Source organism: Photorhabdus aegyptia (assembly GCF_000612035.1).
GTDB classification, from domain to species: domain Bacteria; phylum Pseudomonadota; class Gammaproteobacteria; order Enterobacterales; family Enterobacteriaceae; genus Photorhabdus; species Photorhabdus akhurstii.
Genome location: NZ_JFGV01000075.1, coordinates 1 through 24418, shown reverse-complemented (window position 1 = coordinate 24418; position 24418 = coordinate 1). Strand labels below are relative to the sequence as shown.

Below are 24418 nucleotides of genomic sequence, written 5' to 3'. Positions count from 1 at the left end.
GGCTGCGTTAAAAAATATTTGAATAATACATCATGGTGAGGCCGTTTTTCTTTCTTTGCCACAATCTGTTTCTCTATTTATCTATTAGTCATCGCCACTTATTGTAAAAGCTATAATATCTCTGGAAAACTCGCAACCAAGTTACAAAAAACATTTTCCCAGATTTTCTCAGGCAAGTCTTTACCGAATGCATTAATAGAAGAGCCTAAAGAATCAAATACCAGCAAAGAAAAAACGAGGAAACATTATATTTACAACAACTACTCAATGAAAGTTATTGGTAGATTCACATAATAAGTGCAACATCGTTAATCCTGAAGTAAACATACTCGTATTCCCTTAAATCATTTTCTTGGGGGGGGTTATACCTATTTACCATAATAAATTATTTAATTATTTTATAAACAAGTTTATTTTCCAATTGAAAACGTTATTAAATCCAGCTCCTTTAAGAAAACAGATTATCTGATTAATTTATTCATATTCTTATTTATTCCCCCTGATTACATAAGCATTAATAGAGTCAAGTTTTTTCACTGATGGCTTTATGATTGGCAGGGTTTAAACTGTTATTAGAACACATTGTTTTAACATTGGATTTTAAGCGGCATAAAATTTTAAATGGTATTTTTACCACTTTCGACGTCTGATTTATGTTAAGTTTAATCATGCCCGCTTTCTATCTTTACTGATCATAATAATCACTTATCTGGTTTATTACCCATTCTTTTTTATCCATTATTTCCCAACGTGCATTAATACTGACTCTGTTTTACCGACAATCTTGAGTAGTTTTAATAAGCCCCACCCTTTATTTTTTGATAAATCAGCCAGTAAATGGCCTGATGATATAAGGATATCCCTTTATGTTTTTTTCAGACTTTTAATTCTACTAAATTAACCGTTTACCTATTTTTCATTACGTCATTTTTATAGCTTTAATCAATCCGCATTATCACTTTTGAATAGTTGCATCAGATTAGGCAAACGTAAAATAATCGGAGGATAGTATCGCCGATAAATGTATTAAATATGACAGAGAAGCGGCTGTTTTTAGCCACTCTGTATTTTTTTAAAACCTGGCATTAATGAAGCACCTATTTTTTTCAATCCTTAGCTAACTAATTATCGGTAAAAAGCAGTTTCAATTGTCTGGAAGTGAAAATGCAAGTAAAAAGATAAGCTGAGCCATGTTAAAAAGATGATAAACCGAACCTAGAGCCTGTAAATAATTCTATTTTTCACCTCGTATTTAACGATACCATTTTCATTAAACTGATACTTGGTTCTCTCATTTTTACTTTAATAATTCTATGTTCCTTTTTCTATCCTTAAAAAACAGAGAGAGTAAATGGTGTGTTAATGGCATTAAAATCAAAGCATATTTCTTTAATCATTTTTAATGCTGTTAATCTGGTTAATCTAAAATCTTATCCGCTTTCTTTAACGATTATCTCTGATTTTCAGTAAACTTCTTAAGACCATGTAAAATAAACTTAAAACCTGTTTTTCATGATGTTTTCTCTTCCAATGCCAACATAGCATCGAATTTTTTATCCGCTGAAAAAGAACATTAACCACTTCTTTTTATCTTTGATGATAAAAGTTTTTACCTGTTTTTTCATAATACGCTTGCCACTTTTTTCCCGATGTTAAAACCATACTGATAGACAGAAAACTACGCCTTAAACCTTCCCCTGAAAGACAAGGTTTTAAGGCGCATCTGATAATATAAAAGCAATAAACTTTTCCCCAGTAGCCAGGGCAAAATAGAAAAGACGCAGCGATATTACGACTGATTAATCCGCAGTAACCAGTTCCAGTATTTGCTGCCTGACATGCTCGAAAATGAGTTCGCCTATCTCCGCACTTGAGCCGGATGTTTTAGAAAGAACGCCTCTCGTTGAAAACTCTTTTTTAATCGGTACTTGATAGATCCCGGCACGTGGCGGTTTATCGTGGTCAGGTCGCTCCGCTCTCACTAAATCAGGACGTAAATGCAACATTAAACTCGTTTCTGTTAACCCTGCATGTTCAGCGTGCCAACCGGGAAAATCAACTAAATGTTCACGTGTCCAATCATCAGAGACCAAACTCCACCAGCTAAATACGATAACGGAACGATCGTTAAAATGCCCTTCCGCCCGTAATGCGTCTACTGCTTCGAAAATAAAACCTTCATTTTCAAAATGACCATTAATGATCACCAGTTGTTTAAAGGGTAATGAACACAAGCTTTTAATTGTTCGGTTGATATAAGCGGTAAATGTTGATCCATCCAGATAAATCGTGCCAGGAAATTCAAGTCCTCCACCACTCTGTGGCAATGATCTGGCAGACACTGGCTGTACCGGCAAGGTGAAGCCATTAATATCTTCCGCCAACACGCGAGCAAAAGCTTCTGGGATCACTGAATCCACATTCAATGGCAGATGAGGACCATGCTGCTCAATCCCGCCAATCGGCCATATCAACGTTTTACCTTCGACCGCGGTTAAAACCTGCTCACTGGTCAGTTCCGCAAATTCTCTAATTTTATTATTATTCATGGCGTTATCCCTTTTTCTCATACTTTTTCTGACGTTATGGCTTGCGTATATTCATGAACAATGCGCTGCAATGTTTTATACATATGCCGATGAAGCGCGGTATAAACCTGTACCGTATTCGCCCCTGCCATTAGGTATTCATGAACATCATTACCATCCTGTACGCCTCCCGACCCAAGTATCGGAATCGTCACCCCTCTCTTACGCAGGTTATAAATAGCGGCAAGCACCATTGGTTTGATCCCCGGCCCAGAGTATCCGCAAACCCCATTAAGCAGCGCTTCGCCATTCGCGGTGTCGAATGCAATTCCCGAAATGGTATCGCTCAAGGTTATCGCATCAGCTCCTCCTTCCACCGCAGCTTGAACTCGCCCATACAAATTATCGCCAAGCGAGAGTTTGACCGCAAAAGGGGTATCCGTTCGCTCCTTCACCGCTTTGGTGTAGTTGAATACACGTTCCGGTGTGTCTTCCGTGAAGTCGTCCGCATGCAAGCATGAAATGCCTAATTCTAAAGGGGCATCGGTCACTTCCGAGATACGAACAGCCAATGAAGCTAACGCCGCAGGTGATTCAGCATGGATAGAAACTATTACCGGAAGTTGTTCTTCCTTAAATTCACGCAGCAGCGTTAACCAATATTCAACGGTTTTCTTCGAATATGTCGTATTGTTCAACATCCCTGTACTGAACAAGTAGGTCTTTTCCGTATGCAATTTTTCTGAGCGCGGGTAAATCGTTTTTGTCACGACCGCCCCCGCGCCGTGAGCGATGAACTGGCGAATATTTTTAGCTTGATCAGAAAGCAGTCCCGACCCAACAATAATTGGGTTTTTTATCTTCATTCCTAAAACATCATAAATCGGTTCAATAACTTGATTTTCCATCGTAACTCCACAAATTACCCATTCAAGCAAACTTGTTATTAATCCGCCTCTCAATTCAATTGAAAGGCGGTATATCCTCAAAAGGCGCTCAATAGCTACTCAACTGCAAAATTCCTGAAAATCTCGCCAATTTGCCGCGGATTATGACGAAAATCGTGAATGTCTAATTTCGACAAATTGCAAATATGCTCCAATCCTTTTAATAGATGACTACCACCACGCACTATCGGTAGTTTAGTGATCAACAAGACGGGCCGTTTCAGGGCGGAAGCCCAACCAAGTTCAATATGCGTACCGTCAGTGCGCAATAATTCATCATCCTGATGAACTGGAAGAATGGGCATGAAAAAATCACACTGTTGCATCCATTGGAAATCCCGTTTCGATACCATCTCCGGCGTATAATTGGGAGTATCAATGCCAAATTTCTCAGTTAAATGTGCCGAAAATACCTTGCCATTCAGTGTCTCTACCGTCTTAACCGCCAATTGGATGGTCATTCTTAACTCTTCATGAAAACCACCATCGTAAATTGCGGATTGAATCGGCCCACCAATGAAAACGCTTTTGTTTGCCAAAGGCATAACGCTCTCCTTAATTTTATTTACCCAACAGACTATGAGCCGTCGTTTCAAAGCACCGAAATCAGCACAGCCAGAGGATAGGATGCTTAATAGTTCAATAAGTTATCGCTCACAATAATCTAGTTTGATCTAGCTATATCGAGGAAGCAGGTTGTTTTCCTCAAGTTCATCCAAGCTATCCACAAATGCCAAATAAACTTTTTCCAGATGAGTGTCATCATGTGCATCGGAGATAAACCAGCAACGCCATTCCCAGATATAAACCCCTCTCATCAACAGGTTGTAGTAAAGCAAATCCATGTTGTCGCGATGAATTAATCTAAAAAATGAGGAAAACGATCTTGCTTCGATGGGAACCCGACGACTTAAGAACAGTTGGTTCAAACGTGAAACAAACCATTCAGTACGTCGAGTCAATGCTTTGGTAAAAGATTCCCCTCTCCTTTTGATCTCCAGCAAAGTGGCTTTCGCGGCAGCCATGCAAAGCGGATGTTGAAAATAGGTCCCGCCAAAGAATGTCGGCTCCGCTGCGGGGAAGCTGTCATCGTTGAAATTCCAGTTTCCGCCGTCAATCGAATCAAGCATATTCTTCCTACCGGTAATGACGCCCAATGGCATTCCACCACCTATCGTTTTGCCATAGGTCACAATATCCGCCTCAATGCCGAATAATCCCTGGATACCCGCTGGATGGGTTCTGAAACCTGTCACAATTTCGTCAAATATCAGCAGAATATCTAACTCTCTGGTCGCCAGACGCAAACGCCGCAAGTAATCTGGATTGCTCAATCCTGGGTCACGAGTCGGCACCGGCTCTACCAGCACCGCGGCGATATCGGTGCTATTCGTTTTGAGAAATTCAATGGCTTCATTAGAACCAAACTCAAACACCGAAACATCCGCAACCATATTTTCAGGTATGCCTACTGAAACAGGTTTTGTCGTATTTACTTCATCATATTCACTGGCTCTCGCCAGTACCGCATCCCAATGCCCGTGGTAACTGCTAGAAAAAAGGACAATATGATTACGACGAGTAAGCGCCCGAGCTGCCCGAACCGCATTCATTACCGCTTCCGTTCCACTATTGACAAAAGCGACGCGATCCATGCCGGTAATCTCTTTGATCAGTTCAGCCACTTCCAAGCCTATCTCATGCCGGGTTCCCAAACCAAAACCGTTGTCTATTTGCTGAGTAAGCGCTTTAACTACAAAGGGTGGGCTATGACCAAATAGATGCGCACCAAACCCCATCGTCATATCGATGTAATCATTGCCATCAATATCCTGGACGATAGGACCGGCAAACTTGGTGCAGACAATCGGGTAAAGCAGCTCTTTTATGGAGGGTTTAAAGCCAATCCCAGAACGGCTGTCCGCAATATTTTTACGTACCGCTACCGAATGCGTTTTTGATTTAATCGTTCGCTCGTTATATTTAGATATAAATGAAGCCAGATATTTTTTTCTCTCCTCAGATTCAATCGGTAGCGCACTTCTCGACATCCATTGAAAAAAGCGTTCTTTGTTAGCCGGTGGAATATTTGGCGTATCGGATTGAGCAACTCTTTTTTCTTGATCAGCCAAGACAGATTGAGGCTGAATTACCGCATGGTTATCTTCCGCAACCCTGTTTTTATCCGCCACAACATTATTTTTATCCGCCAGCAAAATATATTCACTAAGTTGACGAACCGTTTGTAATTCTGCGAAAAATTGTCGTACTGAAAGTTTTATACCAAATCGTTTATGAATTGGTTCCAATGCTTCAAATAACAGGAGTGACTCTGCCCCCAATTCAACTAACGGTATTTCCAGTTTTATCTCTTCTTTCGGTAAACCAAATGTTTCTGCAAAAATAGAGACTATTTCTCTCTGAATAATTTCAATATTACTCATATCAACCTCACTTTCCTCAAAATGAAGACGATCTCTACCCGTTTTACAGCTCAGATTGCCGTTCTTTCAAATGGATAAGTTGGAAGCGGGAGCCGTTTACGATGTTCGGTCTGGTAAAAAATATCCCAATTGATACTTTCCCCGGCCTGCCAGACAGAGGCAGGCGAAATATACATCTCTTGCAGTTCACTCAATTGAGGGGCTACCACCAAGGATTTATCTAACAGGCCCGATATCAGTTCATGAATATCACGTGCGACAATCGCCTTGCGTATGGGTAAATGTCGTCGGCCACGCTGCAAGGTAAATGCCACATCAGCAATATTCACGGCTGGATACTGTTCAAAATATTTCACTAAATCCAAAATTTTTTGCGCTAACGCAGCCTCGGTACGTGCACTCAGCGGGATCAGATGTGCCGCCGCCGAGGAAGGTGTGTCAGGCTTTGTCGCCGGTGGTTCGGCAACGACAACATGAACATTTGTGCCGCCGATCCCAAATGAGCTAACACCAGCAATTCTCTCCGCCTTATCGTTATCCCAGGCTCTGGATTCAGTAGGTACATAAAACGGGGATTCAGGGTCCCGTAGTTCAGCACAAGGAGATTCACAATTCATTGACGGCGGAATAATGCCTAAATTGACAGCATAGATGGCTTTTATCAGCCCGGCGATACCCGATGCACAATCAGCATGACCAAGATTGGATTTAATCGAGCCTAAAGCACAGGATCTGGCCGATACATCAGCAAATACCCGACCTAGCGCCCGTAATTCAATCCCATCACCAACAGGTGTGCCGGTACCATGCGCTTCAATCAAACCAATTTGATCAGCTCGAACATCAGCCGCGGCAAGCGCACGACGGATCACCTGCTCCTGACCTGAAACACCCGGAGCGCTATAACCCGCCTTGACCGCCCCATCGTTGTTGATGGCCGATCCCTTGATAACCGCTAAAATCGGCTCGCCATTAAGCAGAGCATCCTCCAGACGGCGTAATACCACGAATGCGGCGGCATCAGAGAAAATCGTACCGTCAGCTTTCTCGTCGAATGCGCGAACTCGTCCCGTTGGGGACAATATTCCCCCCGCATGGTAAACATAGCCAACATGAGCGGGATATCTGACGCAAACACCCCCTGCCAGCGCCATGTCACTTTCACCTAGCAACAAGCTGTTGCAAGCCATGTGCACAGCAACCAGCGAACCTGAACAGAAAGTGCCTACACTGACAGCAGGCCCTAAGCAGTTGAGCTTATACGCCACACGTGTTGCCAAAGCATCGACAGAACCTCCGCCAAATAACAGCATGGCGTCAGCAGGAGAATGATTCAGCGTCGGTGTGGCCTGCCAGGTACTCCGGCGAGAACCGACAAACACTGAACAGATCCCTGCGTCTGTCCCGCTGGAATAACCGCTAAGTTCAAGTGCCTCATGGCAAACCTCCAGACAAATCCGTTGCTGAGGGTCCATTTTAGAAACTTCTCTCGGCATTATTTGAAAATAGCTGTAATCAAATGCCTCTGGATCTTGGAGGTACCCACCACGCGGAACGTAATGCAATCCAGTTTCATCAGTATTAACGCCACGATGATGAAGTTCTTCATTGGTATAACTCGAAATCAGTTCTCGTTTCCCTAAGATCGCATCCCAAAGATCTTGACTCGAGTCCGCATTAGGAAAACGTCCAGCTATGCTGGTAATCGCAATATCTGTTGAATAATGCATCTGTGTTTTTGATTTCATGCTAATTCCCTTTCCCGAACATGTTGGTCTTGCTGATCTGCGCTAGAACATGATTTGCGCTAAAGCGCCCTGCCTTGATTGCGCTTTTTTTCTATTTGCATCGTTTTTTTATTTGCATCGTTTTTTCTCGACTTGCATCGAAAGAGACGCCACGGTGCTCGATTCGAAAAGATCAACCATAGATACCGCAACATTAAAATGAGCCTTAACTAGTCTCACCAACTCAGCCCCGACCAGTGAATCTCCCCCTAAATCGAAAAAGTTCGATTCATGATCAACAGGGCAGCGCAGTACATCACGCCAAATGGCTGCCATCTCATCGATAATGGATTTATTTGATGCCGAGGGAGATGCCATTGCAGGCTGCGCCGTATCCGCCGGCAATGAATTTTCCACAACATCATGCAACCGCTCATTCAAAGGTATGGTGGAGACGGCAAAACGCGGCTCTGCCTGGCAGGCGGAGAAAATAATATCCAATGCATTAACGACATCGGCATGATGTAACGGGCGAGCACGATTTGCGCTGTATTTGAAGCTATTTGATTCATCCCAACCTTCCCATCCATCCCAATCAATGGAGAAATAGGGTTTATCCAAGTGATGAGTTGAAGCAAACGCGGCACAAGCTTCGTTTGCCGCGGCATAAGGCGCAAGCCCCAATCCCCCCGCAAACACTGACAGAGATGAGACAAAACAACCAAACTTCAGAGGACGATCGGCAAATATTTCATGCAAAACAGCCGCCCCTTTTAACTTTGGCTGCATCAACTTTTCCCAATCATGATGGTCAGAATTTTGTAGCCACTGGATCGTTGCCTGACCAGAAGGCCCGGCGGCATGGACAAAGCAATTCGCTGCCCCCAGTCTGGATTCCACTCGGGCAAGTTCCGCCAGCACACCAGCTTTGTCTGTCACATCGGCGGTCATCACGGCAAAATCCGCCCCCATATTGCGCAATTGCGCTACCCGTTGGCTCTGCAACGTATCAGACTGAGTGAGATCTCTGGGTGTCTGACCGAGCAGGATAAGTTTCGCGTTAAACTTGGTGACCAGATATTGCGCAATGCCAAAACCAACCGTTCCTAATCCTCCGGTCACTAAACAGATCATGTCAGATGACAGATTTTCGCTAACTACCGGGTTTACAGCATCAAAATAGCGTTCCCAACGCCAACCCTGACGCATGGCAACTGCGTTCTGAGCGTGAGCATTGAAAAGCTCAGCCACGATATATCGAGCATCATTAAGAGAGCTAAGTTCTTTGGCGGGTGTGTCGATAACTTTCATTATCATGCCAGGCAATTCCTGGCTGATCGCCGGAATGGATGCCAGCGCCGTAGCTCGCTCAACACTCCGTGGTTCGCTGCCCATTACGTCAACAAAACCGGGGCCAATCAATGTTAACGACATGGTTTTATTTCCCACTTGAGAAAACGCTTTCACCCAATTAAATAGCGTAAAGGTGAATCGATCTTTCTCTACCGGCAGGTCATCCGTTGACGGAATATCACCCAAAATGAAGAGGATATGATCGGGCGTATGCGCTTGTTGTTCCTGCAACCTTAGCATCAAACACTGAATACTGATGGGATCATCAACGTTGACGCTAAACGCTGTTTTATGGAAAGCTGTTTCATCGCAAGAAGTGGCACGATCTTCATGCACTTCAAACACATTTTGCCCCAGTTCACGCAGTACATCCGCAATCGGACAAATTTCTTTATCGCTGTTATCGTAGAAAATCAGCCAGTTATGCTTAGTCGCCGATGATGATACCGGCGACAGGCGCTGTGTTCGTTTCCAGCGTTCAACATAAACGCCGACTGACTCGTCGGAAGTTTCAGAATTTGCTATAGGTTGACCATAAGTCTCCGGTTTGTACTCGGGTAATGTTGAATCTGTGTACCAGCAGCGCCGACGTTGCAAAGGTTGAACCGGTAGTGGAATACGTTGAACAACCTCCCCGCCTCGCAATATCGACCAATCTATCACCACACCACGTTGCCAGAGCTTGCCGACCAGTTTGACTAAAGCCAGATCGTGCTCTTTAAGAGAGTCGTGCTCTTCATGGGCAGCATCCAAACGAATAATATTTTCAGGTTTTGCCACGATTTCAGAGAAACTATCAGGCGAATAGCCCAATGCTAATATCACGTCATTTGCTGATATGATTTCATTCTGTTGCTGTAAGCTCGAAGAGGCTCCATTAATTAAAATAGCCTTCACATTATTGCCATCAATCATGCCGTGATGTTTAGACCAAAAACTTCCGGGCAAAGCGATACCACGCTCAGCGGAATGTGATGCCGCATTTTCTAGCAATTTATCAACGATTTCAGGCAGGGTCAGCATGCCTAACGAGCAAGCAACCGCAAGGTCGTAACGACTATCGGATATGATGAATATTGGCGTCGAAATCATCTTCCGCCAACAATTGATCGCCGCGATTATCGCCACAAGATTGGCAATTTTTCCCTTCTCGCCATCATTTACTGTCATTTCAGCGATATCGATTTTACCGATGTCACAGGAAACATCTGTCGGCAATTCAGCCAGCAACCTATCCACTTCTTGCCAATAGCCAGGTATCTGCGTTGATAAAGTGGATCGAATAGCCGGGCCAAGCGCAACCACCAAACGTTGTGGTTCAGAGATTTGTGCTGTAACGGTGAAATCGGCATTTTTAATACCATCAATCAACATTTTCACATCTTTAGCATACAAACAGGCTCGGTATGGCTGAGCGGCACGCCCTTCCGCATAAGTAAAAGCCACTTCATCAATATGCGTATCCGGTTCAGCCTCCAGCGTTTTTGCCAAATCGGCGCTCAATGTGTTCAAGGCATCGGCACTACGCCCCCCTAACGGAACGGCTCGCCAGCCAACGCTATTTTGGCCTATCCTTCGTACCGGCGCTTGTTCCAAAATCATGTGAACATTACTGCCACCGGCGCCAAAAGAGCTAACCCCTGCCCGTCGTGGTCCTTTTATCGGCCAGTTGATGGGAATCGTGTTGATAATGAAGGGACTTTGCTCAAGATTCATAGCAGAGCTAGCCCTGTTGAAAGTCGGATGTGGGGCAATGGCGCCGGTCTTGAGCGCCATTATCGTTTTGGCTAATCCGGCAACTCCCGCCGCCGCCGCTAAATGACCTACGTTAGCCTTGATCGATCCCAACGCACAAAATCTCTCACGATCCGTATTCTGGCGGAAAGCTTGACAAAGCGCGGCATATTCCACCGAATCCCCAAGCGGCGTTGCGGTACCATGCGCCTCGATCATACCTAACTCATCCGGCCCAACACCGGCGAGCGCCTGAGCATCCAAAATCAGTTTTCGTTGCCCATCCACCCCCGGCGCCGCAAAGCCCGCCCGCGCTGAACCATCATTATTCGCCGCTGAACCGAGGATCACCGCATGGATGGTATCCCCATTGCTAATGGCTTCATCCAATGGCCGTAGCGCCACCAGCCCCGCCCCATCACCAAAGAAAGTCCCTGATGCTTTCTCATCGAACGGTCTACAATAACCATCCTCTGAGAAGATCATATCGTTCTGGTAAAAATAACCCGGTCGAGAATAGGCATTCACAGAAACACCACCGGCGAAAGCAATCTCGCACTCACCAAGCAAGAGACTTTGTATCGCCATATGTACCGCTGTCAGTGACGTCGAACAGCCAGTCAAAACAGCCACACTCGGCCCGTTAAAACCGAGTTTGTATGAAATCCGGGCCGGGAGATAATCCTTATCATTAGTCAGCATGAGCTCGGTCCCCATTATTGAAACCAGATCACACTCAGATTTAATGACATTAGGCAAATAGGTATTCATCGAACTCCCGGTAAAAACCCCGATACGCGGGCGTCGGAAAGGATTACCATAACCCGTCGCTTCGGCCAGTTCCCATGCGCATTCAAGCAGCATTCGATGTTGAGGATCGAGCAATTCAGCTTCTCTCTGGCTGATTGAAAAGAAATCCGGGTCGAATAGATCAATATCCGGTAAACACGAATCGACAGGAACATAATTTTTTGCCGTGAATATATGCCGTGCTACCCCAAGGCGAATCAGCTCTTCCTGGCTATATCTTTTGGCAAGTATTCGGCCTGCAACAAGATTCTCCCATAGCGCATCCAAGCTATTCGCCACAGGTAACCGACAAGTTACGCCAATGATGGCAATCGCATTCTCAGACATCTTGTCCCCCTTTTAGCGAATGAGTTTGTCTCTCCTTCAACGCTTTTCTTGCATTCAACGTTTTCTGACGTCGCGCTTGGGTCGGTTTATCCGCGACTTCTACCGGTGCCATCGATTGCAGAGGAGTTAAAAGATAATTAGCTAACTTTCGAATAGTTGGAAAACGGAATAAATCTGCAAGAGTCAAAGCGCCACACCCCGGTAATTGAACAAGTTGTGCATGGATTTTCGTCAGTGCTAATGAAGTACCGCCAATATTAAAAAATGCATCATCCAGCCCGACGGCTGATCTTCCCAACACGTCACACCAAATTCTCGAAATTTCAGCGAAAATCGAATCAGCAGGTAACACAGGCGCCGGTCTCAACGAACTGATATCGATCAATTGCCCCACTTTAATCAAACCATTTAATGCTTTTCTGTCGATTTTGTTGTGAGCATTACGCGGCAATTCATCCGCTAACATAATCCTGCCAGGCAACATGTAGATGGGGAGATAAGCCTTAAGATGATCACGAATAGCGGACTCTTCGGGAAGGTTATCCTGACTGACAGGGACGAATATTGCGACTAAACGATCAAGCCCTTCGTGAGATTCAATAATAACGGCGGCGTCCGCAATAGCGTGATGGCGATTAAGACAATCCTCAATCTCAGCAATCTCAATTCGATAACCCGAAACTTTTACCTGGTCATCCACGCGACCGCAAAAATGAATTCGTTCCCCATCCCAATAGGCTAAATCACCGGTTTTATAGATACGTCCATGATGAATATAGGGATCGGCAATGAAACGTTGATCAGTTAACTGTTCAAGACCAACATAACCACGGGCAACGCCACGACCGCCAATGTAAATTTCGCCAACCTCACCTATCGGGGGTGTTTGCCCCGTAGGAGTTAAAAGATAGACCGTTGCGAAGTTTAACGGCTTGCCAATGGGGATCACATTGTAGCCAGTCAGCTCTGCCGTCACTTTCTCCACGGTGGTGTAAATTGTTGCCTCCGCCGGGCCATACATATTCCACAATGTCCACCGTTCATCCAAATAGGGCCGAATCGTGGCACTGAGTAGCGCTTCACCACAAATTACCCAATGCTTTATCGCATAAGCCCTTGGCCGAGCCTGAAACTCAGATAACAGGCTTTTCAAACTGGATGGCGTTTGGGTGATAATCGTTACCTGCTCTGCCGCGATCAGATCCAGCAACTTGTCAGGTTGGTTGCGTATATCATCGGGCACAATGACTAAAACCCCACCGGAACACAGAGCGCCCCAAATTTCCCACACCGATAAGTCAAAGCTGGCTGCATGGAACCACGTCCACACTTCGCCTGGCGTGGGGGCTAAATATTCGTCCATTGCGTTAAAACAGGAAACAACACTGTTGTGTTCAACATCAATGCCTTTGGGGATTCCAGTGGAGCCAGAAGTGAAGACACTGTATGCGATTGAAGAAGGCGTGCAATGATCAAACGTGGCATGATCAAATGTCGAACGATCAACAGGCCCTGTCGCCAAGAAGGATGCAATCGCCGCAATAGCCATCAACTTAGCTGCACACCCGTTATCTGGGTCAACATCAGCGTTAACAACGATAAGCTTCATCGCTGATTGTTCGACAATCTGCGCCAGACGGTTCTGTGGCAATCTGGGATCTAACGGTACGTATCCCGCGCCCGTACGCATAATAGCAAGCATCGCCACCACCGCTTCCAGTGACGGCAACAATGCAATCCCGACGCGATCGCCGGGCACAACCCCATTTTGTATAAGCTGAACCGCGACCTCCAGCGACCAACGCTGCAAATCCGAATAAGTTAATGTATCGGCGCCATAACGAATCGCTACCGACGCCGCTTGTTGCGTCACCCGTTGATCAAAAAGCGAAACGAGGGTTTGATTTGACACTTCTGGAAGAACACCAGCATTAATCGGACCAGATGGCAGATTGTAATCCTCTGATTTTGGCGCCAACAAAGTATTCATCTCTTCATCAGGATCTGCTATCAGCATCTCAAGCGCTTGCTCGAAGCGCTCTGCAAATATCCGCAGGCCCAAATGTGAGAAAAAATGTTTATCCGCTTTAAACTCACATCTTAAGTGGGAACCGGCATCTAAAAACAACAGTTCAATATCAAGCAAGCCTTCCTGCTGACAAACCCTGAATGGGGAAATAGTCTGTCCCGCCCATGATGCCTGAACAGAATCGTCAGCCATCTCCAGCATCATCCAACGCGATTGCCCCACCTGCCCTAACATATTCACCGCAACCTGAAACAGTGGGTTACGATCATCATATCGTTCCACAGCCAAGTGTTCGACTATTTGGCTGAGACAAAAATTTCGATTATCAAGGGCGGATAACAATCGCTCCTTCGCCGCCAATAGGAAGTGACGAAATGTCTGCTCGACGGATAAACGTATGGGCAATGTATTAAACAAACAGCCGACAATGTGCTGATGAACCGAATGCCGCATCGATACCGGCACCCCCATAACAATATCAGCAGCTTTTGTCTCTCTGGCAATGTAAGCACTCCATGCGGCCAACATGACAGTAAAGACTGATCCTCCTATTTTTGATGCAAGCTGTTTGATTCTTTGAGTTGTCTCTTCACCAATGCTAAACAGAATGGATGACTTGTCATTAGGGCCTTTGCGCCAAAAACTATCCCACTGCAACACGGCTGGCGGCTGCTTTAAACATTCACTCCAATAAGCTTTCGATTCCTCCGCCGCTTCACTTTGGTAATACTCTTGTTCTTTGACTACATAATCTTTGAAATCTTCAGCGGGCGGTAACCAGGAATCGTCATCTTCGCCAAGTTCAGCCAGATAATAGTGTTCTAGCTGATCCCACATCACCCCCATAGAAGTAAAATCCGACACAATATGGTGAACACACATATGTAAAACGTATTCTTCCGCACTGACGACGTAGATACCAAAACGCAAACACGACGCTTTTTCTAATTGAAAAGGGATGGAATGAAAGTTCTGAACTGCATCTTCAAGCGCCTCCTGGCTCAAGGTCGTTGCATCGAAAACCTCTAATACCGGCGGCAAATGTTCGTTAATGACCAACCTTGGCTCGCCATTCACATTAACGAAAGTACTTCTCAGGATAGCATTCTTGGAAACGAGCCGGTTGACCGCATAGCGAAAAGCATCGATTTGAAACGATCCGTGAACACGGAATGCCATGGAAATATTATATTTGAAATCGCCAGGAGTATAATTGTCAATGAACCATAACGCTTTTTGCTGCATGGATAGCAATTCTTCATCACCAGTCTGTGGGTAATCTTTATACATAACGTGTCAAGCTCCATAAATACTTAAACAGTATCCCCCTCTAGCGAAGAGCCTCGTTACGGAGAGGGCAAAGTTTGTGCGTGGTGTTACTCCATCAATCAACGGCTCGTCAGAAATAGCGTTTCAACTTTTCAACCAGCTCAGAAATGCTACAGTCGTCAAAAAAGACCGATATGGGGGCTAATTTCCCAATGATCCCACGCAGCCGCTGAGCAATCGTCACGGCTGACATGGAGTCCATATCAATCTCACTCAACTTCGTGTCGGCAGTCACGTTTCCTCCTGCCGCCAATTTTTTCAGCTCTTCTATTATGATTTCAGTCATTGCCTGACGTTGCTCTTCATAGGAGGGTTTCTCAGGCGTGACCATAGCATCATCACTTTGCGTAGCACCAAAAGCAGCGGGCTCTATATCATTCACCGGCTCTTGCTGGTAAATAAGCCGCTCCAGAGCAACCTGACTTAAGCTTCCAGCAATCAGCCCGGCATAAGGAGCAATATCCGTTCTGATGACGGTATCCATGACATTGTTAATATCACCCTCAAGCTCCCATGAGATCGCCGTTCCTGATAACCCAGTCGAGGCCCGATATCTCATCAAAGCATCCACGAATGCGTTCGCGGCAGCATCTGCCCCCTGACCTGCAACGCCAATCATCTCTGACAGTGGAGAAAATGTAATGAATCCATCCAGACTTAACTCTTGAGTTGCCAGATGTAGGTTCCAGATTCCCGCTATTTTCTGGCGGAAAACTTTTTCAACCGAACGGCTGCTTAATGTGGTAAGCGGGGCGTCTTTAACAACGCTTGCCAAATGGTAGATCCCTCGTAAAGGGGGACCCGTTCTATCAATACGTCTCAGCACCGCTTTGACGTCCTCAATATCGGCTACATCACCTTGGAACAAACGGAGATGGCAACCCTGCGCTTTTCGCTGTTCAGACTCAGTAATTAAATTAGCCGACGGAGCGGAATGCCCCATCAACGTGACGTGCCTCGCCCCGGCGGCAAACAGATTCTCGGCCAGCATACGCCCGGTATCGCCAAACCCGCCGGTGATAAGATAGTTCGCATTCTGTTTTATCTCCGTCTTTTCTTGGCTAACCGCTAATGATCCAACCTGACGCTGCCAGGTATATTGATCACGAACGAGAAACTCCCTCTGTTGATGCTGATTTGCCATGATGGCAAGAACCGATGTTATCTCTTCGTTCCCAACCTGTTTAACCGGCAAATCAATCAAGCCAACGTCAACAAAGGGATACTCTTTCGCAATGACCCGGCCTAATCCCCATAAACTACTACCAGACAAACCTACTGTATTAAATTGCTCGCCAGACCTCTGCACACCTTGGGTAAGGACCCAAAGCCGCGGTTTTGCATCGTGATGGCGCTCAGCAACTTTATTAGCAATAAGGCGTAAACTTTCGAACTCACGTAATTCATTAGCCACAATATCCGCAGCGTTCAAGAATTCTTCGTGGCTAGCTAAATAGATCAGGGTGTCCGTGTCCCCTATTGAGTCAATTTGGGAGGCGGGATCCGCGCCAAGATCAATATCAACGACATCTACGCCTTTCGCCTCAATCAATTCCTTCACCCGGTGAGTAAAAGCGGTGTTTCTGCTAATGACAGTACATTGAGTTAATAACGGAACTTCGGGCAATACGATATTACGTTTCACCCAATCCAGATTGAATAGTTGCATGCCACTCTTCTCCAAACCACGAAACAAAACATCACACGTGTAGCCCGTTTAAGCTGCACATTATCAAAACGCATCAGGCTTTCGTCCCCTATGCGTCAAATTTTACGCCCATAAAAGGCGAAAAAACGGTGAGATATGCTATTAATAACCAGAGAAAAACGGCTGTTCAATTCCAAGTTCTCCAATCATTTCTAACCAAAGATCCATTAAACGAGGCGGTAAAATCTGTAGATGGCAATCTGGCCTGGAAGAAATAGTGACTTCCATCATATCGGCATAGATCTCTATATCCATGCTCAATGGTATCTCTTGCGCATCTTCATCGGGTTTCCCAATACGTATTTTTTCAGGCGACAGTTCATAGCCAATAACATTAGGAGACCGTCGTTGATCACCAACGAAATTGAAAGAAATTGCAGGCAGTTCAGGCCATCCAAAGACGGAATTAGGCACAAAGTAAGTCGCAGCATAATCCGCCGCTTTTTCCATCGCGTTATTAGATTCTTGTACCGCGTGCTGGAGAGTGCTATCCAATGATGGCTCTGGATCAATATTAAACTTAACTGTGATTGGAAATGATACTGACCCGACCAGATGAGCCACCGAGGTTTCCCAATATCCCACAAAATGGGGACTGACCCACAACAGCATATTCAGGCTGCCCTTCCCAAAAACAGCCGCCAGCGCCTTCAACCAACTACCTAACAACAAATCCGCAACACTGACACGATGTCGCTTAGCCAAAAGGCGTATCCTATTTAAAGCTTCGCCATCAAGCTGCCTGACTTCTGTGACGGCCTCAGACAATCTGCTAATAGGTAGTGATTCAACACTTCGCCCACCGAGAATATTCAGGGTAGGTTGTTCAATTTGTTGTTCATCATCAGGGATAACAGCTTTTACGATTTGCCGATGTCGATCATACAACTCAGCACAAAATTGCTCATAATTTGTGGCATTCTCAAGGGCAAGGGGCTGACCACTCGCTGACATTCTGTACGCCTTGGAAAGATCTCGCCATAAGATCCTGCTGGAAATACCGTCACAAACCAGATGATTAAATATCAATACTAATCTTTGATCACGGGCGCAATTGCCATCAAACAGGCAGTAACGCAATAACGGCGGATTTGCCAAATTCATAGCGGCCCTAACCTCAGCAATGTAGTTTGATATTAAACGTCGGCGATCACATGGACTATCGGTTTGCTCTCTGACTTCAAAAGCTTGATGCAATAATTCACTGTCAGGCGACACGAAATCCATCTTCATATCCATCCCGTTACCGATAAACCGTGCTCTCAGAACAGAATACTTATTCAATAAATATTCAATCGCTACCTTGAGGTGTGCCGGTTCCAATCGCTCCAAGGGCATTAATACTTCACCGACACATAATTGATCAACTCTCAGCGAATATCGCAAATCATATAATTGCCCTAATTGAACACGCATAATATTCACCTTTCCATTGCAAGCCCGACGGGCAGAAACGAAATGTGCAGATTCCATACTCTATCTGCATATAAACTAGTCGAATAACACAGCGTTTACTTTTGACTACCAGAGAAAGCGAACATGCAGAGTAAAAAAACGGGAATTGATAGCCCGGCTACCCCGCATGGAATGATAATTTGCGTCATTTATTAAGGTACTAAAAATACAGTGATGATTTTAAAAGTAGCAATAAAAAAGGAAACCTCCACGAATCAATCCAGATATTTGAGCTGGACCAAAATAATTAATCCATTATTACTATTAAATAAGTAATCTGGTTAACGTTTTGCTTTAACCATATCCTCACTTTCCGGCTTTTATGAATGCCATAGTTATATAAAATCAACGTGATACTTTCGGCATGGAGATATTAGATTTACTCCGCTATATTTTCCGTTTCTCGTATTAAGTGCCAGACGGTTGTGCCCGGTTCAAGTTGTTCACACAGAAAGTCCAGCCAGGCCATAAACCGGGTCATGCCCTCTTGTTCTTTTAGGCGCTCTGGTCTGACTTGTGGAAGCTATCACCTCTAGTGTTATTTGCTGCCAGCCCGCCTAGCTTACAAACTCACTTCGGATGGTAAACAGCAGGCCAAGGAGATCTGTGATAAAGCGGGACTCCATCGTCAAGAGCACTCATGTCCTCAATCTGATTGACGATATGGCACTCAGAAAAGCGATCCGAAGTGCCCGAAACCGCACGGAAGCCTATCATCAGCTCCAAAGTAACCAGGTCAGCATTATTTAAATAAATCTAGACATTAATATTTATGTCATACATGATATATCTAACGATGCATCAGTTTTTATTGACTATTTTCAAATAAAGGCTTACTTAGGAATAAGTAACAAAGGAGGAAATGCTATGCAGTATACCACTTACATGGAAATTACAGGAGTAGCTCAAGGATTATTGTCTAAAAACTGTTCAAATGATGATATCCAAAAGGATAAAATACAGGTTAAAAGCCTAGAGTTGTCAAAAGGAATTAATGATTCAAAGGCTATAGAAAAAATAATCTTAGAGAAAAGCTTGGATGGGTCATCCCCCTTATTACTTAATGCTATCGATAAAAATGAAAGTTTAGAATTAACAATATCCCAGTATATTAATGGAAAAATAGCACATGAATTTAAATTTAAAAATGCGTTTATAGAGAGAATAGATACTAAGTTTTCAGACGACAGTTCTCCTTATGAAAAAATACAAATAAAAATAGCCTGATAACTAACATGGGTGATGGGCGACAGGAAATACCATCGCCCATAAAAAAGAGAGAAGATTATGAAAATGAAAAATAACAACATTTACCTATTAAATAAATTATCACAAAAGGAAAATAAATCCTTAAGAGATGCCTATGAAAGAGAAATGAAATACATAAGGGATGAGGCTGAAAAAGGAAATAAATCTTTAAGAAATAAATATGAGAAAAAAATTAAATCTTTAAGAGATAAACAAGAAAAAAAAATCACATCGTTAAACGATGAACATCACGAGGAAAAAATTAAATCGTTAAACGAGGCATATGAGCAGGAAGTTCAATATTTAAACGATTCATATGAGCAGGAAATAAAACTTTCCAACGAGGCATATGAGCAACAAATCAAATCAACAGATAAATATGATGAGTGGCTTAGTGATTTGTTTCGTTGGGATCTACCCACAATAATCACACTCAACTCCATAACCATATTACTTTATTTCGTAAGCATATACGAAACCAATAATAATCCAGTTGCGATGCTTTGCATTTATGCATTCATATATTTTTCTTCTATAATACTTCTGTCCATAGTAATATCATTAGATAAAAAATTTAGTTTCCTTCTATACTTAAAGGCAAAAATAATTTACCTTTTCAGTTATTTTCATCTTTCTCATTAAAAAGATATTTATCTAACAGCAAATATGCTTTAATTGCCGCATTCCCAGCTTTATAAGTAAGCATCGCTTTATCACTGGTAAACATTTTTCTGTTATAATCAGTTTCCATATATTTAAATAACCTAACCCCCCCTTTTTCCGTGAACAATCTATGTAAAAGTGGTACTTTTTCAAGGCCACTTTTTGTTTCCACAGGTAAGTTTATAATTCTTTTAGAAGGATTAAATTTAGTAAACGCTGCAAACCCAAAATAAATACCAACGCCAAAGTTTACAGTATCATACGCTAATTCCCCAGAACCCTCATCAGCACCAAAAGAAGAAAACCCCTTTTCTGTCAAGAATTTAATTGGATTACCTGGATTTATATAGCCATCTGTCCATTCATACATGATATTGCTTGCCCCTTCCACTGCGTCGCCAAACCCTGTAGCTACCGCTAGAACTCCCATGCCTTTAGACTCCATGCCTCTTACCCATCCCCCCCTCGTGCCAAAAGCTATAATTCCAGCTCCGAACTGTACAAAACCGCCAATAACTTTTAACCCATTTTTACCATAAAATAGAAATCCTTTTCCTGAATATTCTTGAGTCTTTAAATATGTTTTCCTATCTTTTTTTCTTCCTTGTTCATAACCATATCTTTCCGCATCCAATTCCATTTTTATTTCGGCTATGCATCTTTTTATATCAGCCCAGTATTCCTGGCGCCCTTGATTATAATTATATAAGGCAATTTGAAAATCACTCCTTATCAATCTAACCACCTGACTAATTTCACGTAAATAGTTATTTTTAAGATCAACATATTCCAACAAATAAGCTGCTGAATATCTGGATATTTTAATTAATTCATCACCATAATAATCAAACTGTTTCATTGACGGCATTATCATTAGTACACCCTATCTTCCCATATACTATAGGAGCTAGTCCCGGCAGTCACATGTTCCCACGTAATAGATTTAAATTTAATGGATAGAGATTCTTCTGGTTGTGCGTCATTATGTGTTATAGAGTTTGGACAAAAGAAATTTATATTAACCAAAGATGCCTCGGTTAATTTAACTTTATAATATAATTCAAGCCCACCACTCATAGAAGTTCGATAAAAGAAAAATTCACATGTTAATATTTCATTTGATGTTAACGCTTGTGATAATAAAGGAGAAGATTTATCGATAGGTTTACGTATATCTATAGGTTGAAAATTCACATTTTGATGCATTGATAAATTAGAAGATAATTCATTAACTAATATTTCATCTTCATGACCTTTTTGATATTTATTACCTATAGACTCTACAGTAGAACATCCGCCAGAGATTAAGCCCTGCTTCTTTCCTTGTAACTTAAGATAAATAATATTCGCCATCACTATACCCCATATAATTTCCTTAAAAGAATCATAATATTACAAAAATAACTCAAATAAAACATTAAAAATAAAAAAATTATCTTATCTATAAATTCAGATATCCATGACCCATTATGTTAAACGGACGATTTTAGACACTAAAAATACCCGTTAGGTACGTTAAAAACACCCGTGAGTGATTTTAAGATCAAACACATCCTGAAAGTTTAGAACGGTTTTACGACTTTCGAGTGCGTCTTTAACATCTCAATTTAGGGTTTTATCCGGGCACGGGTAAAAAGGGTCACTGGGTTGAATATCAAGGCGAAACCCAAGCGTACCCATGAAACTAAATGAGGAAGGGAACCCGCAAAAATGCGGTTCCCTTATTCAACTATTAACTTCCGATTACGAAACGACGGGTGCAATCAATCCAGCTCATTTATTTCACTGACGATGAATCACGGCATGAGATGCATCACTCAGTGAGGAGCGGCGAAAATTGAACCACACCAACGCCGCCATTATCAGGAGAAACAGCGACGCAGCGCCCATCACAGAAAAAACAGCATCGTCGAACGCTGACTTAGCAAGGCTAACCAAAGCCTGCCCCGCATCCGGCGCCATATCTTTTGCCGCAATCAACGCGCCATCAATACCATCTTTAGCCACATCGTAGATTGGGGAATCCACCGGAATGTCAATGAAGTAGCTATAGATGAATGACATAATGCTCCCCATGATCGCAATGCCCAATCCACCGCCCAATTCATAGGAAACCTCTTCAACGGACGCCGCCATGCCCGCCCGATTTGGCGGTGCAGCCTGCATAATAGTACTGGATGCAGCGGTCATTGTTGCTCCAAGACACATCCCGAGCGCAAAAAAGCAAGCTACCTGCACAGGCAGAGGCGCTGAAAAACTCGCCATGAGCGCCAGTATGGCAATGGAATACATCAATAACGAGGTTATGAGGAATCGAGCACTGCCCAAACGAGGAAGAACCCAACCACTCACCGGACTTGCAACAATCGCGCCCAATGAGAATGGCAGAAAATAGAGCCCGGATTGCAAAGGCGTTAATGACAATACCAGTTGCAAACGCTGGCTTAACACCAGATTAAGTCCCATCAAACAGGCGGAAGCCACCAGCCCGGCAATAACCGCGGATGAGAAAGCCGGGCTTTTGAACAGGTCAAAATCAATCAACGGATGCACACTGCGTTTTTGCCGTCGAATGAACAACGTCAGAAAACCTATCGTCAGGGTGGCAGTTATCAATATCCCGATATAGGAGGGCTGCCGTTTGGCAAATTCCTTGATGGCATAGGCGAAGCTTATCAAGACAACCATGATCTGCAATGAGCCAATAAGATCCCACGGATGAGACGAATCTGTTTTCGCCGTTGGGACAAACAACCACGACAGAATGAGTGTCAAAATCACCAAAGGAACGTTGATCAGAAACACTGATCCCCACCAAAAATATTCAAGCAATAAGCCGCCAATCAGGGGACCTATCGCCGCGCCGCCAGAGGCAACCGCCGTCCAGATCCCAATAGCAAATGATTTCTCATCTTCATCTTCGAATGTCAAAGCGATAATCGACAGTGTGGCAGGCATCATGATTGCCGCCCCAACCCCTAATAACGCCCGAGCAACAACCAACATCTCCGGCGAATAAGAGTAGGCCGCCGCCAGGGATGAGAAGCCAAAAACGATGAGACCGTAAACAAACAACCGTTTATGCCCGATGCGATCTCCCAAGGTACCCGCACCTAGCAACAACCCAGAGACGATAAGAGGATAGATATTCACTATCCATAACTTTTCCGTTGTATTCGCCCCCAAGCTGTGGGTCAGACTCGGTAACGCGGTATATAACACTGTCATATCGATAGCAACCAGCGATAACGCGACTGAAACAGCAGTGAGCACCCACCATTTCTTTATCGTATTCATTTCATTCATCCATTCTTATATGTCATCTCCAGGAAATCCGGTGTCATTTATACGCAATGGTTATCATACTCTTGCAATAAATCGTTAACGTTGATGCTAAGAGTGATATCACGTTTCAACTTCTTGTTTAATTCCGTTTCTGTTACCCCCTGAATAGTGCCTTGATCAACGAGTTTAGCCACTCGACTACGTGACAATGCAAGCTTTTTAGTCAAGATTGAGATCAATCTGATAGGAATGGGATATTCAAGCTGGATTGTGATCTCTGCCGCTGGAATTTGAGCAATGTCCTGAAGCTCTTTACCTTCGATGATAAAGTCAGGCGCAGCGCCGAGTTCAGCTCTATTTTTTGCCAATACGCGATAATCAAACGCATACCGCCGTATTTCATCTTGATCATTATGCAAAAACCGTTCATACAAATTGCTTTCCAATTTGTTGACATGAATCCTGGAAAAAATATCAATATTCCAAGTGTAATCACACTTTTCACATTTATAGATACTCCAAACATCTAAAACTTTTTTTTGCGCATTAACCCTAAAAGTGCCGGCTGGATAAAACTCCTTTTTTACTTCACAGCCAGGGCAACGTTTCAAAATGGCCTGATAGCCTACAGGCCGTACTAACCAGATAACACTTCTATTTGTCATGATAGATCCACGTTTAAATTGGTTAAGTTAGTTACTCGTTACGGCTAAATTGGTCAATTTCAGATCTGAATTTGATGATATTCTATAACATCAGATCTTGAAACCCTTTATCAATTCGTTGCTTAGGGGGCAGAGAAACAGAAGACAGAAGACAGAAGACAGAAGA

General features: G+C 43.7%; 16 protein-coding genes. 3 read left to right on the top strand and 13 right to left on the bottom strand.

The genetic code is table 11. From position 1 onward, the window contains the following. Positions 1 to 1799: 1799 nt before the first annotated feature. The 9 genes from BA1DRAFT_RS18670 to BA1DRAFT_RS18630 form a co-directional block, all read right to left on the bottom strand. Positions 1800 to 2549 carry a creatininase family protein gene (locus BA1DRAFT_RS18670; protein WP_036782223.1) on the bottom strand — a complete coding sequence of 250 codons (750 nt, stop codon included), beginning with the start codon at positions 2547 to 2549 and terminating at the stop codon, positions 1800 to 1802. Between the two features lie 17 nt (positions 2550 to 2566). Further along, on the bottom strand, positions 2567 to 3436 hold the full coding sequence (locus tag BA1DRAFT_RS18665) for a beta/alpha barrel domain-containing protein (protein WP_036782221.1): 870 nt from the start codon (positions 3434 to 3436) through the stop codon (positions 2567 to 2569). A gap of 95 nt (positions 3437 to 3531) precedes the next feature. Then, the gene (locus BA1DRAFT_RS18660) at positions 3532 to 4020 is read right to left on the bottom strand and encodes a hypothetical protein (protein ID WP_036782220.1); all 489 of its coding nucleotides are present in this window, start codon (positions 4018 to 4020) and stop codon (positions 3532 to 3534) included. A 129-nt stretch (positions 4021 to 4149) separates the two neighbouring features. After that, positions 4150 to 5919 carry an aminotransferase class III-fold pyridoxal phosphate-dependent enzyme gene (locus BA1DRAFT_RS18655; RefSeq protein ID WP_036782217.1) on the bottom strand — a complete coding sequence of 590 codons (1770 nt, stop codon included), beginning with the start codon at positions 5917 to 5919 and terminating at the stop codon, positions 4150 to 4152. A 50-nt stretch (positions 5920 to 5969) separates the two neighbouring features. Further along, a complete protein-coding gene (locus BA1DRAFT_RS18650) occupies positions 5970 to 7667 on the bottom strand; it encodes a beta-ketoacyl synthase N-terminal-like domain-containing protein (protein ID WP_235201162.1) in 1698 nt (565 codons plus the stop codon). A gap of 108 nt (positions 7668 to 7775) precedes the next feature. Beyond that, positions 7776 to 11870: an SDR family NAD(P)-dependent oxidoreductase gene (locus tag BA1DRAFT_RS18645; protein ID WP_036782216.1), complete on the bottom strand. Its 4095-nt coding sequence runs from the start codon at positions 11868 to 11870 to the stop codon at positions 7776 to 7778. Beyond that, positions 11863 to 15189: a non-ribosomal peptide synthetase gene (locus tag BA1DRAFT_RS18640; RefSeq protein WP_036782214.1), complete on the bottom strand. Its 3327-nt coding sequence runs from the start codon at positions 15187 to 15189 to the stop codon at positions 11863 to 11865. The genes BA1DRAFT_RS18645 and BA1DRAFT_RS18640 overlap by 8 nt, the downstream gene beginning before the upstream one ends. Positions 15190 to 15298: 109 nt before the next feature. Further along, positions 15299 to 16897 carry a beta-ketoacyl reductase gene (locus BA1DRAFT_RS18635; RefSeq protein WP_036782212.1) on the bottom strand — a complete coding sequence of 533 codons (1599 nt, stop codon included), beginning with the start codon at positions 16895 to 16897 and terminating at the stop codon, positions 15299 to 15301. 141 nt (positions 16898 to 17038) lie between these two features. After that, complete coding sequence (locus BA1DRAFT_RS18630) at positions 17039 to 18352, bottom strand: condensation domain-containing protein (protein ID WP_036782210.1); 1314 nt, start codon at positions 18350 to 18352, stop codon at positions 17039 to 17041. 618 nt (positions 18353 to 18970) lie between these two features. Here BA1DRAFT_RS18630 and BA1DRAFT_RS24720 point away from each other — a divergent pair. From BA1DRAFT_RS24720 to BA1DRAFT_RS18620, 3 genes are all read left to right on the top strand, one after another. Then, entirely contained in the window at positions 18971 to 19141 is a 171-nt protein-coding gene (locus BA1DRAFT_RS24720) for a Tn3 family transposase (protein ID WP_420865158.1), read from the top strand. A gap of 117 nt (positions 19142 to 19258) precedes the next feature. Then, positions 19259 to 19618 (top strand): type VI secretion system tube protein Hcp, encoded by a 360-nt coding sequence (locus BA1DRAFT_RS18625; protein ID WP_036782208.1) that lies wholly within the window; start codon positions 19259 to 19261, stop codon positions 19616 to 19618. Between the two features lie 60 nt (positions 19619 to 19678). Further along, the gene (locus BA1DRAFT_RS18620; protein ID WP_036782206.1) at positions 19679 to 20281 is read left to right on the top strand and encodes a hypothetical protein; all 603 of its coding nucleotides are present in this window, start codon (positions 19679 to 19681) and stop codon (positions 20279 to 20281) included. Here the strand turns inward: BA1DRAFT_RS18620 and BA1DRAFT_RS18615 are convergent. The 4 genes from BA1DRAFT_RS18615 to BA1DRAFT_RS18600 all read right to left on the bottom strand — a co-directional run bounded on the left by BA1DRAFT_RS18615 (position 20256) and on the right by BA1DRAFT_RS18600 (position 24252). Next, the gene (locus BA1DRAFT_RS18615; RefSeq protein WP_160170018.1) at positions 20256 to 21161 is read right to left on the bottom strand and encodes a DUF4225 domain-containing protein; all 906 of its coding nucleotides are present in this window, start codon (positions 21159 to 21161) and stop codon (positions 20256 to 20258) included. The two genes, BA1DRAFT_RS18620 and BA1DRAFT_RS18615, sit on opposite strands and share 26 nt — an antisense overlap. A 14-nt stretch (positions 21162 to 21175) precedes the next feature. Continuing rightward, positions 21176 to 21655, bottom strand: a complete 480-nt coding sequence (locus BA1DRAFT_RS18610) for an Hcp family type VI secretion system effector (RefSeq protein WP_036782202.1) — start codon at positions 21653 to 21655, stop codon at positions 21176 to 21178. A 429-nt stretch (positions 21656 to 22084) separates the two neighbouring features. Beyond that, positions 22085 to 23599, bottom strand: coding sequence for an MFS transporter (locus tag BA1DRAFT_RS18605; protein WP_036782225.1), 1515 nt, complete (start codon positions 23597 to 23599; stop codon positions 22085 to 22087). Positions 23600 to 23646: 47 nt separating this feature from the next. After that, positions 23647 to 24252 (bottom strand): DUF1062 domain-containing protein, encoded by a 606-nt coding sequence (locus BA1DRAFT_RS18600; RefSeq protein WP_036782200.1) that lies wholly within the window; start codon positions 24250 to 24252, stop codon positions 23647 to 23649. Positions 24253 to 24418: the final 166 nt, after the last annotated feature.

Excerpts from the sequence above, each read along its gene's own strand:
- BA1DRAFT_RS18670 (WP_036782223.1), bottom strand. The coding sequence starts at position 2,549 with ATGAATAATAATAAAATTAGAGAATTTGCGGAACTGACCAGTGAGCAG.
- BA1DRAFT_RS18665 (WP_036782221.1), bottom strand. The coding sequence starts at position 3,436 with ATGGAAAATCAAGTTATTGAACCGATTTATGATGTTTTAGGAATGAAG.
- BA1DRAFT_RS18660 (WP_036782220.1), bottom strand. The coding sequence starts at position 4,020 with ATGCCTTTGGCAAACAAAAGCGTTTTCATTGGTGGGCCGATTCAATCC.
- BA1DRAFT_RS18655 (WP_036782217.1), bottom strand. The coding sequence starts at position 5,919 with ATGAGTAATATTGAAATTATTCAGAGAGAAATAGTCTCTATTTTTGCA.
- BA1DRAFT_RS18650 (WP_235201162.1), bottom strand. The coding sequence starts at position 7,667 with ATGAAATCAAAAACACAGATGCATTATTCAACAGATATTGCGATTACC.
- BA1DRAFT_RS18645 (WP_036782216.1), bottom strand. The coding sequence starts at position 11,870 with ATGTCTGAGAATGCGATTGCCATCATTGGCGTAACTTGTCGGTTACCT.
- BA1DRAFT_RS18640 (WP_036782214.1), bottom strand. The coding sequence starts at position 15,189 with ATGTATAAAGATTACCCACAGACTGGTGATGAAGAATTGCTATCCATG.
- BA1DRAFT_RS18635 (WP_036782212.1), bottom strand. The coding sequence starts at position 16,897 with ATGCAACTATTCAATCTGGATTGGGTGAAACGTAATATCGTATTGCCC.
- BA1DRAFT_RS18630 (WP_036782210.1), bottom strand. The coding sequence starts at position 18,352 with ATGCGTGTTCAATTAGGGCAATTATATGATTTGCGATATTCGCTGAGA.
- BA1DRAFT_RS24720 (WP_420865158.1), top strand. The coding sequence starts at position 18,971 with ATGGTAAACAGCAGGCCAAGGAGATCTGTGATAAAGCGGGACTCCATC.
- BA1DRAFT_RS18625 (WP_036782208.1), top strand. The coding sequence starts at position 19,259 with ATGCAGTATACCACTTACATGGAAATTACAGGAGTAGCTCAAGGATTA.
- BA1DRAFT_RS18620 (WP_036782206.1), top strand. The coding sequence starts at position 19,679 with ATGAAAATGAAAAATAACAACATTTACCTATTAAATAAATTATCACAA.
- BA1DRAFT_RS18615 (WP_160170018.1), bottom strand. The coding sequence starts at position 21,161 with ATGAAACAGTTTGATTATTATGGTGATGAATTAATTAAAATATCCAGA.
- BA1DRAFT_RS18610 (WP_036782202.1), bottom strand. The coding sequence starts at position 21,655 with ATGGCGAATATTATTTATCTTAAGTTACAAGGAAAGAAGCAGGGCTTA.
- BA1DRAFT_RS18605 (WP_036782225.1), bottom strand. The coding sequence starts at position 23,599 with ATGAATACGATAAAGAAATGGTGGGTGCTCACTGCTGTTTCAGTCGCG.
- BA1DRAFT_RS18600 (WP_036782200.1), bottom strand. The coding sequence starts at position 24,252 with ATGACAAATAGAAGTGTTATCTGGTTAGTACGGCCTGTAGGCTATCAG.